This window comes from Sphingopyxis panaciterrulae (genome assembly GCF_014199295.1).
GTDB classification, from domain to species: domain Bacteria; phylum Pseudomonadota; class Alphaproteobacteria; order Sphingomonadales; family Sphingomonadaceae; genus Sphingopyxis; species Sphingopyxis panaciterrulae.
The window spans coordinates 38,300-51,516 of the sequence record NZ_JACIJH010000005.1 but is presented as its reverse complement, the minus strand read 5'-3'; the positions used below and the strand labels follow the sequence as shown (position 1 = coordinate 51,516).

Sequence of the window (13,217 nt, the reverse complement as noted above, 5' to 3'; positions counted from 1 at the left end):
GCGGACCCGAAACCGGCCCGCGGGACGCCCGCGCGCATGGCGGGGCGATAAGTCAGAACGATGACCGGGACGGCGCCTGCCCAGGGGGCAGCCACCGTCCCGTCATGCGCGAAACGCTCAGGCGTCGCGCTGGCTCTCGGTCTCGGCGGCGGCTTCGGCCGGAAGCTGCTCGTCCTCGGTGGCCGGGACGGCCTCGGCGGCGGGAGCGGCTTCGGCGACCGCCGGCTCGGCGATCGGCTCGACCGCCGCGCCCAGATCCTCGCCGCGCTCGGCGCGGTTCTGCTGGCCGCCGCGGGTCGCCGCCTGGGCCACCGCGTCGCAATAGAGGCGGATGGCCCGCGCGGCGTCATCGTTCGCGGGAACCGGGAAGGCGATGCCGTCGGGCGAAACGTTCGAATCGAGGATCGCGACGACCGGGATGCCCAGAACGTTGGCTTCCTTGATCGCCAGCTCTTCCTTGTTCGCGTCGATCACGAACATCACGTCGGGAATGCCGCCCATGTCGCGGATGCCGCCGAGGCTGAGTTCCAGCTTGTCGCGTTCGCGCGTCTTGTTCAGCACTTCCTTCTTGGTCAGGCCCGACGTGTCGCCGCCAAGCTGCTCCTCGAGTGCCTTCAGGCGCTTGATCGAGTTGGAGATCGTCTTCCAGTTGGTGAGCATGCCGCCCAGCCAGCGATGGTTGACGAAATGCTGGCCCGATGCGCGGGCCGCATCGGCGATCGGCCCCTGCGCCTGGCGCTTGGTGCCGACGAACAGCACCTTGCCGCCTGCGGCCGAGGTCGACGAGATGAAGTCGAGCGCGCGCGCGAAGAGCGGCACGGTCTGCGACAGGTCGAGGATGTGGATGCCGTTGCGCGCGCCGAAGATGTACGGCTTCATGCGCGGGTTCCAACGGTGGGTCTGGTGGCCGAAGTGGGCGCCGGCCTCGATCAGATTCTGCATCGTGACGACGGGAGTCGCCATAGTCTTTCTCCTTCCGGTTAGTCCTCTGGAAGGCAAGAACCGGGGTCTCCGCTAGGGGATGGCCCGGCACCGGTATGGGCGCCTTCCATGTGGAATGGGCGGCCCGTTAGCGGCCTTCGCCGCGAAAAGCAAGGGAAAGAGGCCTCTTCGCTTTCGGCAATAGGACATCCTTTCCGACATTCGTCACCCTGAACTCGTTTCAGGGTCCATGGTCTGCCCTCGAATGAAGCGCCGCGCTAGCCGAGAGAACAGGTCATGGATGCTGAAACAAGTTCAGCATGACGCAAGGCGATGATGCTTTGAACCGATGCCGGAATTCAATTCATCGACAATATCCCTCTATTCGTCGCAATCTCCTTGAGAACAAACAGGGAACATAGAACGAAAGGCCCAGCAAAACCGTTGAACGGGCAAACTCCGCCCGCCGCGCCGGAAGGACAGGGATCATGCTTCAGCTCGCCGCCGCTCTCCTCTTCGCCCTCGCCGTCGGGCTCGGCATCGCGGTGATCCTGGGCATGTTGAAGGTCAATGGCGAGGCGGTGCTGTCGGCGCTGGCCGGCGAGGGCGCCTTCCCGGCCGCGACGGGTCCGCGGACCGGCCCCGCGCCGCAGACGATCCCGCTGCGCCGGGCGGGCGAGCGCCGGAGCGCACCGCGCCCGCTGCGCATCGTCAAGGCGCGCGCGCCGCTCAGCCGCGCCGCCTGATCCGCTTATAGCTCGTGAGGCCGAACGGCAGCAGCACAAGATAGAGGGCACAAACGGCCAGCAGCGTGTGCCAGGGCGCAGTGACGAGCGCCGCGCCGAGCAGGCCGACGCCGGCCAGCGCGAACAGCCGCCACGAGCGGCGCAGGCGGATCGACGACCAGCTATAGGTCGGGATCGCCGAGATCATCAGCATCGCCACGGCGAGCGCCCACGGCATCACCACATACCAGGCCCGAAACAGCTCGTTGCCCGTCACCAGCCAAAGATAGACGGGAACGAAGGCGAGCCCTGCCCCGGCCGGCGCCGGAATGCCCGTGTTGAAACCCGCCGACTTGTGCGGCTGGAAATCGGCGTCCATGCGCGAGTTGAAGCGCGCGAGCCGCAGCGCACAGCCCACCGCGAGCGCGAGCGCCGCGGTCCAGCCGAACTTGGGCGCGTCGGCGAGCGACCAGAGGAACAGGATCATCGCCGGCGCGACGCCGAAGGCGATCACGTCGGACAGCGAATCGAGCTCGGCGCCGAAGCGGCTCTGCGCGCGCAGCAGCCGCGCGATGCGTCCGTCCATCCCGTCGAGCACGCCGGCGAAGATGATCGCGGCGAGCGCCTTTTCCCACTCCTCGCCGATCGCGAAGCGTACTCCGGTCAGCCCGAAGCAGAGCGCGAGCGCGGTGATCGCATTGGGCGCGAAGGCGCGCAGCGGCACCCCGCCGATCCGGCGGCGCGGATCGTCCGGCGCAGGCGCGATCGGCTCCGCCATTATTGCCCGACGCCGTCGAGGGTTTCGCTGGTGCCGATCCGCGCGACGATCGTCTCGCCCGCCAGCGTGCGCTGGCCGAGCAGCACCTGCGGCGTCGTGCCCGCGGGCAGGAACACGTCGACCCGGCTGCCGAAGCGGATCAGCCCGACGCGCTGACCGGTTTCGAGCGGGCTGCCCATGCTGACGAAAGGCATGATGCGCCGTGCGACGAGGCCGGCGATCTGGGTGAAGCCGATGCGCAGCCCGTCGGCGCGCTCGACGACGAAATGCTGGCGCTCATTGTCCTCGCTCGCCTTGTCGAGGTCGGCGTTCAGGAATTTTCCGGGGATATAGACGAGCTTGCGCAGCGTTCCTGCCATCGGGGTACGATTGATGTGGACGTCGAACACGCTCATGAAGATCGACACGCGCAGCACCGGCGCCTCGCCCAGCCCGTCCGGCCCCGCGATCTCGGGCGGCGGCGGCACTTCGGCGATCTGCGTCACCAGTCCGTCGGCGGGGGCGATAATCAGGTCGGCGCCGGTGGGCGTGATGCGGACGGGATCGCGAAAGAAGGCGCCGACCCAGATCGTCAGGCCCAGCATCAGCCACGGCAGCACCGGCCAGCCGAGCAGCCAGAAACAGACGGTGACGATCGCCGCGATCAACAGGAATTTGCGGCCTTCGGGATGCACCGAGGGCCAGCGCCACTTGATGCCGCCGCCGGGGCGGTTCGAGGATATGGTCGTGGACATGGCGGCTCTTCTACGGTGCGACCCCGGCACTGACAATGAATAAGGCAAGCGCCCGGTTCCGCCAGCCGCGCCGGGGGAACCGACCGGCAAGGGCGTCACTTTTCCCGCTCGGCCACCCCGGATCAAGTCCGGGGTGACGAGGAGGGTATCACTCTCCTCCAAAGCCGGACTCCGCCATCGGGTCAGGACAGTTGAACAATCGGGCCGCATTGCCTAAGGCGCGCTGCAAATCCGACTCCCCAAGGAAAAGGCAGGCATATGGGCAAGATCAAGGTAGCGAATCCGGTCGTCGAACTCGACGGCGACGAAATGACGCGGATCATCTGGCAGTGGATTCGCGAACGCCTGATCCTTCCCTATCTCGACATCGACCTGCATTATTACGACCTCGGCATCGAGGAACGCGACCGCACCGACGACAAGATCACCGTCGATGCCGCGAACGCGATCAAGAAGCATGGCGTCGGCGTCAAATGCGCGACGATCACCCCCGACGAGGCGCGGGTCGAGGAATTCGGCCTCAAGAAGATGTGGAAGTCGCCGAACGGCACGATCCGCAACATCCTGGGCGGCGTCGTCTTTCGCGAGCCGATCGTGATGAAGAACGTCCCCCGCCTCGTCCCCGGCTGGACCGACCCGATCGTCGTCGGCCGCCATGCCTTCGGCGACCAGTATCGCGCGACCGACTTCCGCGTCCCCGGCCCCGGCAAGCTGCGCATGGTGTTCGAAGGCGAGGACGGCACGCGGATCGACGAGGAGGTGTTCCAGTTCCCCTCGTCGGGCGTCGCGATGGGCATGTACAATCTCGACGATTCGATCCGCGACTTCGCACGCGCCAGCCTCAACTATGGCCTCGCGCGCCAGTGGCCGGTGTATCTGTCGACCAAGAACACGATTCTCAAGGCCTATGACGGCCGCTTCAAGGATCTGTTCGAGGAAATCTACCTCGACGAATTCAAGCCGAAGTTCGACGAACTCGGCATCACCTATGAGCATCGCCTGATCGACGACATGGTCGCATCGGCCCTGAAATGGTCGGGCAAGTTCGTCTGGGCGTGCAAGAATTACGACGGCGACGTCCAGTCGGACACCGTCGCGCAGGGCTTCGGCTCCTTGGGCCTGATGACCAGCGTGCTGATGACCCCCGACGGCAAGACGGTGGAATCGGAGGCCGCGCACGGCACCGTCACCCGCCATTATCGGATGCACCAGCAGGGCAAGGCGACCTCGACCAACCCGATCGCGTCGATCTTTGCCTGGACCGGCGGCCTCAAGCACCGCGGCAAGCTCGACGATAATGCCGCGCTGACCAAATTCGCCGAAGATCTCGAAAAGGTCTGCGTCGCGACGGTCGAGAGCGGCAAGATGACCAAGGACCTCGCGCTGCTGATCGGCCCCGACCAGAACTGGCTGACCACCGAAGGCTTCTTCGAGGCGATCGTCGAGAATCTCGAAAAGAAGATGGGCGCCTGAGAATAGCCGCTTCGGGGGAGCGGCCGTTCTCATATCTCCGTCGCCCCCGCGAAGGCGGGGGCCGCTGGAGACATAGCGCAAGGCCGATGGCGGCCCCCGCCTTCGCGGGGGCGACGAAGTGAGGGCCAATCCTCCCGGCCGCCCACCCCGCCCCCAAACAAGCATTTTGATTGACAAAGGCGGTAGCCAAGCCCGGCCCCGCTCCCTAAAACCGTTTCATGTCCATCGAAACGGAAGCATCCAGCCTCAGCAACGCCCTGGTCGTGCTCGGGGCCGCGGGGATCGTCATCCCCGCTTTCGCGCGCTTCCGCATCACGCCGGTGATCGGCTTCATCCTCGTCGGCCTGCTCGTCGGCCCGTCGGGGCTCGGCGCGCTCGCGGGCCAATATCCGTGGCTCAAGCATGTCACGATCCGGTCGCCCGAGGATATCGCGCTGTTCGGCGAGTTCGGCATCATCCTGCTGCTCTTCTCGATCGGGCTCGAACTGTCGTTCCGCCGCCTGTGGCAGCTTCGCAAGCTGGTCTTCGGGGTCGGCGCCGCCGAACTGCTGCTCAGCGGCGCGATCCTCGGCGGCGTCCTCTACATGATCGGGACGCTGTCGCCGCCCGCCGCGCTCGGCCTCGGCGTCGCGCTCGCGCTGTCGTCGACCGCGCTGGTGCTGCCGATCGCGGGCACCAAGTCGGCGGTCGGCCAGGCCTCCTTCGCGATGCTGCTGTTCGAGGATCTGGCGATCGTCCCGATCATCTTCGTGCTCGGCGCCTTCGCGCCCAGCGCCGGGGGCGACAATGCCGAACTGCTGCTGACGACGCTGTGGCATGGCGCGCTCGTCGTCGCGGCGCTGGCGATCGGCGGCTGGTTCCTGCTGCCGCGCATCTTCGCGCAGGCGGCGCGCGCCAAGGACCCCGAGCTGTTCCTCGCGGCCAGCCTGCTCGTCGTCATCGTCGCCGCGCTGGCGACCGCGATGGTCGGCCTGTCGCCGATCGTCGGGGCGCTGCTCGCCGGGCTGATGATCGCCGAGACCGAATATCATGGCGAGGTCGAGGCGATCACCGCGCCCTTCAAGGGGCTGGCGCTCGGGGTCTTCCTGATCAGCGTCGGCATGGGGCTGAACCTCGCGACCATTGCCCGCAACTGGACCGCGCTGGTCATCGCCGTGGTCGGCGTCGTCGCGGTCAAGACGATCGTGACCGCCGCGCTGCTGCGCTTTTCGGGCTCGGCGCGGCGCAGCACCGCGGCCGAGGTCGGTCTGCTGATGTCGAGCCCGTCGGAAACCACCCTGATCGTGCTCGCCACCGCCTTCCAGGCGCAGCTCATCAGCCGCGCGACCGCCGAATTCTGGCAGCTCGTCACCGCGATCGGCCTGACCATCACGCCGCTGCTGGCGCGGATCGGCCACGACGTCGCGCGGCGGATCGAGATGGGCAATAGCGAGGTCGAGGCCGAGGAGGCGCCGCCGCGGCGCACCGTCGTCGTCGGCTTCGGCCGCGTCGGCCGCGTCGTCGCCGAACTGCTGCGCGAGCACGACCGGCCCTATATCGCGGTCGACGCCGACATCGACACGGTGGCGGCGGCGCGGCGCGACGGCTTCAACGTCCGCTATACCGATGTCGGCCGGCCGGGCAGCCTCGCCAAGCTGGGGATAGAAAATGCCGAGGCCGTCGTGCTGACGATGGACGATCCAGTCCAGCAATTGCGGATGACGCGGCGGCTGCGCGGCAAATATCCCGACCTGCCGATCATCTCGCGCGCCCGCGGCGCGGACCACGCCGCCGCCCTCTATCAGGCAGGCGCGACCGACGCGGTGCCCGAAACGCTCGAAAGCTCGCTCCAGCTCGCCGAGGCGGTGCTGGTCGGGCTCGGCGCCCCGATGGGGCCGGTGATCGCGTCGATCCACGACGTGCGCGCAAAGATGCGCCACGACATCATGGCCAAGGGCCACCTCGACCGCGAACCGCGCATCCGTAAGCTGCGCTCGTCCCCGGCGCCGGCGGCGGAAGAGGGGTAGAGCGCCGGCGGATCACGGGAATCCCGCCAACCTTCCCCCTCGATGGGGGAAGGATATGAAGCCTTATCGCGCAGCGATTAGGCGCAGTTGGATGGGGGTGATGCCGCAGAGTGCCGCAGCGCCGCAACCCCACCCCCTCCGCTGCGACTGGGCGGCAAGCCGCCAGATCTCGCTGCCTCCCCCATCGAGGGGGAAGGGAGGGACGAAGAAAGATGCGCTGCTTCGCTCCGATCAATGAATCGTATCGAGCGCGCTATCCACCGACAGATAGGTGATCAGCCGCTCGATCTGCCGCCAGCGCGCAAAATGGATATGGTTGCCGAGCACGCGATATTGCTCGGCGCGCGCCGCCGCGGCGAAGCCGGCCTCCTCGCCATGGTCGCGGATCAGCGCCTGGGCATCGTCGACCGCGGCGCGGTCGGCAAGAAAGGGTGCTGGCAGTTCCATGATGTCCCCGGCCGATGGCATGAGCCTTCGTCCTAGCGCGCCCCTCTCACCGCCCCGTTCCCGAGCGTGATGAACAGCAGGGTAAGGTTAATGGAACGAGGGCTTGCACCTCCGCCATGATCCGTCCGCCCTGAGCTTGTCGAAGGGCTGTTCTTTCCTTCGAAGCCGCAGGAGGAAGGGCGCAGGCCCAGCGCGAACGGGCTTGGAGTGCCGATGCGGACAAGGGCAGGAGGCCACCCCATCACCCGCGAACGTTTCGCCCCTTTGCCGCCGCGATACGGCGGTGTAAGCAGAGGCCCATGCGCAAGATCCTGAAATATGCCGCCATCGTCCTCGTCCTGCTGCTGGTCGCCGCGGGCATCGCATTCTATGTGATGTCGCGCCCCGACGCCGCGCGCTTCTCGACCGCCGAGCTCAGCGGCCGCGTGCCGGTCATGGCCGCGCAGCACCCGGAGATGTTTCCGACGATGAACGTGCCCGAGGCGACGAGCTGGCCCGCGAATGCGGCGCCGACGCCGGCGCAGGGATTGACCGTCGCGCGCTTCGCCGAAGGGCTGCAGCACCCGCGCTCGATCCTCGTCCTGCCGAACGGCGACGTGCTGGTCGCCGAGGCCGAGAGCCCGCCGCGCGAGGATGGCGGCATCGAGGGCGCGGTGATGAAGCGGATGATGGGCAAGGCGGGTGCCGGCGGCGTGTCGGCGAACCGCATCACCCTGCTCCGCGACGGCGACGGCGACGGCAGGGCCGAGGTCAAGAGCGCCTATATCACCGGCCTCAACTCGCCCTATGGCATGGCGCTGATCGGCGACACCCTCTATGTCGCCAACACCGACGCACTGCTCGCCTTTCCCTATGTCGAGGGCGCAACGAAGATGGCGGGCAAGGCGAAGAAGATCGCCGACCTGCCGGCGAAGGGCACCAACCGCCACTGGACCAAGAGCCTCGTCGCGGCTCCGAACGGCTGGCTCTATGTCGGCGTCGGCGCCGACAGCAATATCGGCGAAAAGGGCGTGAACAACGAATTCCGCCGCGCCGCGATACTCGAGGTGCGGCCCGAGAACGGCTATGTCCGCACCTTCGCCGCGGGCCTGCGCAATCCGGTCGGCCTCGCTTATTATCCGGGCAGCGACCAGCTCTGGACCGTGGTCAACGAGCGCGACATGCTCGGCTCCGACCTCGTCCCCGACTATCTGACCGACGTCGACGAGGGCGATTTCTTCGGCTGGCCCTGGTATTATTGGGGCGGCTTCATCGATCCCCGCGTCGCGCCCGAGCCGGAGGACCGCCGCGAATATGTGAAGCGCCCCGACTACGGCCTCGGCGCCCATGTCGCGCCGCTCGGCTTCACCTTCACCCAGGGGCTCGACCTCGGCGAGCGCTGGGCGAACGGCGCGCTGATCGCCCGCCACGGCTCGTGGAACCGCGAGCCCGCGACGGGCTATGACGTGGCGTTCGTGAAGTTCGGCGCGAACGGCAAGCCGGTCGATGCGCTGCCCATCCCCTTCCTGTCGGGCTTCCTCGCCAAGGACGCCGAAACGACGCGCGGCCGCCCCGCCGACGTCAAGGTCGCCAAGGACGGCAGCGCGCTCGTCGCCGACGACACCGGCGGCGTGATCTGGCGCGTCGCGAAGGCGGGATAACGCCAAGACATCTCGTCGTCATTGCGAGCGAAGCGAAGCAATCCAGAATAGCGTAAACCGCTCTGGATTGCTTCGCTTCGCTCGCAATGACAAATATTTACCGGCGGATACTTACGCGAGCCTCACACCCGCATCGGCATCAGCACATAAAGCGCCGGGCTCTTCTCGCTCTCGCGGATCAGCGTCGGCGCATTGGCGTCGGCCAGATGCAATTCCACGCTGTCGCCGTCGACCTGCCCCAGGATATCGGACAGATAGCGCGCGTTGAAGCCGATCTCCATCGCCTCGCTGTCATAGCCGGCGGGCAGTTCCTCGGCCGCGGTGCCGTTCTCGGGGCTGGTCACGCTCAGCGTGATGCGATCCTTGTCGAGCCCGACCTTGACCGCGCGCGTCTTTTCGCTCGCGATGGTCGACACGCGGTCGACGCCCTGGAACAGGCTCTTCGGATCGACCTTGAGCAGCTTGTCGTTCGCGGTCGGGATGACGCGGCTGTAGTCGGGGAAGGTGCCGTCGATCAGCTTCGAGGTCAGCACGGCATTGCCGAGTTGGAAGCGGACCTTCGACGCCGACAGGCTGATCTCGACATTGCCCTCGGCCTCGTCGAGCAGCTTGCGGATCTCGCCGACGCATTTGCGCGGCACGATGACGTCGGGCATCCCGGTCGCCCCCTCGGGGCGCGTCACCGTATAGCGCGCGAGCCGGTGGCCGTCGGTCGCCGCCGCCTTCAGCACCGGCCCGGTCGCATCCTCGGCGACGTGCAGGAAGATGCCGTTCAGATAATAGCGCGTTTCCTCGGTCGAGATGGCGAAGCGCGTCTTGTCGATGATCTGGATCAGCTCGGCAACCGGCAGTTCGAAGCTGGTCGGCAGGTCGCCCTCGGCGATCACCGGGAAATCGTCGCGCGGCAGCGTCGGCAGGTTGAAGTTCGAGCGGCCCGCCTTGACCTGCATCTTGCCCTCGGCCGCCGACAGGCTGACCTCGGCGCCCTCGGGCAGCTTGCGGGCGATCTCGAACAAGGTGTGCGCCGACACGGTGGTCGTGCCCGGCGTCTCGACCCTGGCCGCGACGGTCTCGACCACCTGCAGGTCGAGGTCGGTCGCCATCAGTTTCAATTGACCCGAGGCGTCGGCCTCGATCAGCACGTTCGACAGGATGGGGATGGTGTTGCGCCGTTCGACCACCGACTGGACGTGGCCGAGGCTTTTCAGAAGCACTGCGCGTTCGATCGTCGCTTTCATTCTAATTCGTCATCCCTGTCTTGTCGGGAGAAGTCCCTGAAAGGGCGGGAACCCGCGGGCGATTCGGCGCCGCGATTCCCTGCCCCCGAAAATGCCAACCTTCCTTAACGAACGCACCGCGCCGCGCAAGCCATGCTTGCAAAGCATCCCCAATCGCGCAAACGAAGGCGCAATGCGGCGCGCCCTTCCTCTTCTCCTGTCGCTGGTCCTTCCCGTCGCCGCGGCCGCCGCGCCCACCGCGCTCGGCATCTTTGACGGCTGGGGTGCCTTTCGCGACGACGGCCAGGGGTCGTCGGCGCCGCGCTGCTACGCGATCGCCGCTCCCGCCGCGACGATCGGCCGGCCGCAGGCAAAACCCTATGCCAGCATCGGCTATTGGCCGAAATCGGGGATTCGCGGCCAATTCTACGTCCGCCTGTCGAAGCCGCGCCGCGATGGCGCCGAGCTGCGCCTGACCATCGGCAGCCGCCGCTTCATCCTGACCGGCAACGGCGTCCACGGCTGGGCGAGCGACAGGCGCATGGACGCCGGCATCGTCGCCGCGATGCGATCGGCCCCGAGCATGAGCGTCGAGAGCGTGGCGGAAGGCGGCGGCGCGATCGCCGACACCTACCGCCTGCGCGGCGCCGCCACCGCAATCGACGCCGCCGCGCTGGGATGCGCAAGGTTGCGATAAGCGCCCGTCCCCCAAGGCCACGACCGCCCCTTCCCTTCGTCATTCCCGCGAAAGCGGGAATGACGGGCGTGGCTCCTAATCCCGCCCCAGCCGCGTCAGCGCGCGCGCCAGGAAATCGAGCACGGTTCGCACCCGCGGCACGTGGCGCAGCCGCTCGTGGGTCAGCAGCCACAGGCCCGTCGTATCGTCGGTCTTGGGCGGAATGCAGCGGACGAGGTCGGGTTCGCGGTCGGCGAGGAAGGCGGGCAGGATGGTCAGCCCCATGCCCGAGCGCACGCCGGCGAGCAGGCCCGCCGCCGATCCATATTGCATGACCACCGACTCCTCGAACCCATATTGCCGCAGCCAGGCCTGATAGGGTTCCCAGACCGACCCGCCGCCGCCGATGAAGGGGTGCGCGGCCAGTTCCTCGCGGCCGTGCGGGATGCCGTGCAACTCGGCATAGTCGCGACTGCAATAGACGGTCCACGGATTGTCGGCGATGCGCCGCCCGACGAGGCCCGCGCCCGCCGGCTGCTTGCTGCTGCGGATCGCGATGTCCGCCGCGCCGGCGGCGAGGTCGCGCGGCTCGTCCGAACTGTCGAGGTGGATGTGGATTTCGGGGTGCGCCGCGCGCAGGTCGCGCAGAATCGGCGGCAGCACCGTGATCGCGAAAATCTCCATCGCCGTCACGCTGACCGTGCCCCCCGCGTCGCGCGAGCGGGCGCCCGCCGCGGCGTCGAAGCGGTCGGCGGCATCGCGCACCGCCATCGCGCTCGCCAGCATCGCCTCGCCAACCGGGGTCAGCGCATAGCCCGCCTGCCGGCGTTCGAACAGGGCCAGGCCCGTCGCCGCCTCCAGCGCCGCGATGCGCCGCGCCACCGTCGTCTGGCTGACGCGCAGCGCCTGTGCCGCGGCGAGCGTGCTGCCGCACTCCGCAACGCACAGGAAATATCTCAGGTCGTTCCAGTCGAACATGATGTCTTGTGCGTGATAGGGCCGAAAACCGCATTCTGCAATTTTGCAGAATAGTCGCGCAACATCGTTGCTCCTCGCGCGGCGAGCCGGGGCTTATCTCTCGTCTCACCGGCTTCCTCCCCTCCCGACAGCCGGCCGATGGAGATATAGGATGACCAAGCTTCCGATCCTCGCCGCCCTCGCTGCCGCGTTCCTCGCCCAGCCTGCAACCGCCCAACCCGCCTCCGCGCCGCGAACCGCCGTGGTCGCCCACGCCGACCTCGACCTCGCGACTCACAAGGGCGTCAAAACGCTCGACCGCCGGATCTGGCGCGCGGTCATCGCCGTCTGCGGCACCGCCCCCGACTATGACCTCGAAGGCAGGAACGACGTCCGCGAATGCCGCCGCGACACCCGTGCCCTCGCCTCGGCCGAAGCCGAGCAGGTCATCGCCGACGCGACGCGGGCTCGGCCGATCCGCGTCACCACCCGGGCGAAGTGACCGGCGCTACCAGACGCCGGGCAGCAGCCGCCAGCGCACGCGCGCGGCATAGGCGGAATAGCCCTGCAGCTCGCGCTGCAGCAGCCGATCCTCCCACGCCGTGCGCAGGATCAGCACGCCGCTCGCCACCAGCGCCGGAACCAGCCCCCACAGGCTGCCGAGCGCGAGCGCCATGCCGACGAAAAGCAGGATCGCGGCGGAATAGCCGGGATGCCGTATCGCGCGATACGGCCCGCTGTCGATCACCCGCTGGTGCCGTTCGGACTGGATGCGCACTCCGGGCTCGAAGAAGGGATTGACCGCCTGCGCCCACGCGGTGACCGCAATCCCCGCGAGCAGCGCGGCATAGCCCCCGGCGACGAGCCAGAGCGGCACATGCGACCAGCGAAAACGCCCCGCATCGAGCGCCGCGACCGGCAGGATCGCGACCATCGCGGGCAGGATGACCGCGAGCAGCGCCTTGTCCCACCCCTTCGTCCCCGGCTGGAACCGGCTGCGCGCGCGGTAGATCACCGGATTGACGCGCGCGAGGACGAGCCCCGACACGCCGAAGCCGATCACCACGATGGCGACGAACAGCCAGCCCGGCCGCCAGCCGAGCGAACCCGCGGGCCAGAAGATCAGCAGCAGCAGCGAAAGCGGCAGGGTGATCGCATAGACGATGATCTTTGCCGGCGGCATCGGTGGAGGATCTTGCGGCGTATCCATCGGCGGGGCTCCTTCAATCGCGCGTGTCGAACGCCGTTCGCGCCGCTTCCACTTCGCACAGATGCGCTTCGGCCCAGTGCCACACGCCGCAAAAGGCCTCGCCCAGGCTCTGGCCGAGCGCGGTCAGGCTATATTCGACCTTGGGCGGGATGACCGGGTGAACCTTGCGATGAACCAGCCCGTCGCGCTCCATCGCGCGCAGCGTCTGAGTCAGCATCTTCTGGCTGATGCCCGGAACGAGCTGGGCGAGGCGGGTGAAGCGGCAGGTGCCGTGCTCGTCCAGTTCCTCGAGCACCAGCAGCGTCCATTTGTCGGCGACTCGCCCGATCAGCTCGTTGACCAGCGTTTCGACGCGCGGATCGACCGGCGCCTCGGGGTCGTAGGATCGCTTTTCAGTCTGCGGCATCCTGGAAAATCCATTTCTCTCTTTTAG

At 67.7% G+C, this 13,217-nt stretch carries 14 protein-coding genes; 6 read left to right on the top strand and 8 right to left on the bottom strand.

The genetic code is table 11. The annotated features are described in order from the left end of the window. Window positions 1-117 precede the first annotated feature (117 nt). Window positions 118-963 (bottom strand): 30S ribosomal protein S2, encoded by an 846-nt coding sequence (rpsB, locus tag FHR21_RS09760; protein ID WP_184097698.1) that lies wholly within the window; start codon window positions 961-963, stop codon window positions 118-120. 446 nt (window positions 964-1,409) lie between these two features. Between rpsB and FHR21_RS09755 the strand changes: the two genes are divergently transcribed. After that, window positions 1,410-1,667: a hypothetical protein gene (locus tag FHR21_RS09755; RefSeq protein ID WP_184097696.1), complete on the top strand. Its 258-nt coding sequence runs from the start codon at window positions 1,410-1,412 to the stop codon at window positions 1,665-1,667. On the opposite strand, the gene FHR21_RS09750 is transcribed toward FHR21_RS09755, so the two are convergent. Together FHR21_RS09750 and FHR21_RS09745 are read right to left on the bottom strand one after the other, a co-directional pair. Beyond that, a complete protein-coding gene (locus FHR21_RS09750) occupies window positions 1,651-2,424 on the bottom strand; it encodes a CDP-alcohol phosphatidyltransferase family protein (RefSeq protein WP_184097694.1) in 774 nt (257 codons plus the stop codon). The genes FHR21_RS09755 and FHR21_RS09750 overlap by 17 nt on opposite strands. Continuing rightward, window positions 2,424-3,158, bottom strand: coding sequence for a phosphatidylserine decarboxylase (locus tag FHR21_RS09745; RefSeq protein ID WP_184097692.1), 735 nt, complete (start codon window positions 3,156-3,158; stop codon window positions 2,424-2,426). The genes FHR21_RS09750 and FHR21_RS09745 overlap by 1 nt, the downstream gene beginning before the upstream one ends. Before the next feature lie 258 nt (window positions 3,159-3,416). Here FHR21_RS09745 and FHR21_RS09740 point away from each other — a divergent pair, with 258 nt between their 5' ends. Together FHR21_RS09740 and FHR21_RS09735 are read left to right on the top strand one after the other, a co-directional pair. Next, window positions 3,417-4,631 (top strand): NADP-dependent isocitrate dehydrogenase, encoded by a 1,215-nt coding sequence (locus FHR21_RS09740; protein ID WP_184097690.1) that lies wholly within the window; start codon window positions 3,417-3,419, stop codon window positions 4,629-4,631. Window positions 4,632-4,849: 218 nt separating this feature from the next. Continuing rightward, window positions 4,850-6,637, top strand: a complete 1,788-nt coding sequence (locus FHR21_RS09735) for a cation:proton antiporter domain-containing protein (protein WP_184097689.1) — start codon at window positions 4,850-4,852, stop codon at window positions 6,635-6,637. Between the two features lie 231 nt (window positions 6,638-6,868). Here the strand turns inward: FHR21_RS09735 and FHR21_RS09730 are convergent, their stop codons facing one another. Continuing rightward, window positions 6,869-7,084: a hypothetical protein gene (locus FHR21_RS09730; protein WP_184097973.1), complete on the bottom strand. Its 216-nt coding sequence runs from the start codon at window positions 7,082-7,084 to the stop codon at window positions 6,869-6,871. Window positions 7,085-7,383: 299 nt separating this feature from the next. Between FHR21_RS09730 and FHR21_RS09725 the strand changes: the two genes are divergently transcribed. Further along, window positions 7,384-8,724, top strand: a complete 1,341-nt coding sequence (locus FHR21_RS09725; RefSeq protein WP_184097687.1) for a PQQ-dependent sugar dehydrogenase — start codon at window positions 7,384-7,386, stop codon at window positions 8,722-8,724. Between the two features lie 122 nt (window positions 8,725-8,846). Here the strand turns inward: FHR21_RS09725 and dnaN are convergent, their stop codons facing one another. After that, window positions 8,847-9,962 (bottom strand): DNA polymerase III subunit beta, encoded by a 1,116-nt coding sequence (dnaN, locus tag FHR21_RS09720; protein WP_184097685.1) that lies wholly within the window; start codon window positions 9,960-9,962, stop codon window positions 8,847-8,849. 172 nt (window positions 9,963-10,134) lie between these two features. On the opposite strand from dnaN, the gene FHR21_RS09715 reads away from it, so the two are divergent. Then, window positions 10,135-10,638: a hypothetical protein gene (locus FHR21_RS09715; protein WP_184097683.1), complete on the top strand. Its 504-nt coding sequence runs from the start codon at window positions 10,135-10,137 to the stop codon at window positions 10,636-10,638. A 75-nt stretch (window positions 10,639-10,713) separates the two neighbouring features. Here FHR21_RS09715 and FHR21_RS09710 read toward each other — a convergent pair whose 3' ends face one another. Beyond that, complete coding sequence (locus FHR21_RS09710) at window positions 10,714-11,595, bottom strand: LysR family transcriptional regulator (protein WP_184097681.1); 882 nt, start codon at window positions 11,593-11,595, stop codon at window positions 10,714-10,716. A gap of 151 nt (window positions 11,596-11,746) precedes the next feature. On the opposite strand from FHR21_RS09710, the gene FHR21_RS09705 reads away from it, so the two are divergent. Beyond that, window positions 11,747-12,076: a UrcA family protein gene (locus FHR21_RS09705; protein WP_184097679.1), complete on the top strand. Its 330-nt coding sequence runs from the start codon at window positions 11,747-11,749 to the stop codon at window positions 12,074-12,076. A 6-nt stretch (window positions 12,077-12,082) separates the two neighbouring features. On the opposite strand, the gene FHR21_RS09700 is transcribed toward FHR21_RS09705, so the two are convergent. After that, window positions 12,083-12,784, bottom strand: a complete 702-nt coding sequence (locus FHR21_RS09700) for a methyltransferase family protein (RefSeq protein ID WP_184097677.1) — start codon at window positions 12,782-12,784, stop codon at window positions 12,083-12,085. Between the two features lie 13 nt (window positions 12,785-12,797). Then, window positions 12,798-13,190 carry a winged helix-turn-helix transcriptional regulator gene (locus tag FHR21_RS09695; RefSeq protein WP_184097675.1) on the bottom strand — a complete coding sequence of 131 codons (393 nt, stop codon included), beginning with the start codon at window positions 13,188-13,190 and terminating at the stop codon, window positions 12,798-12,800. Window positions 13,191-13,217 lie beyond the last annotated feature (27 nt).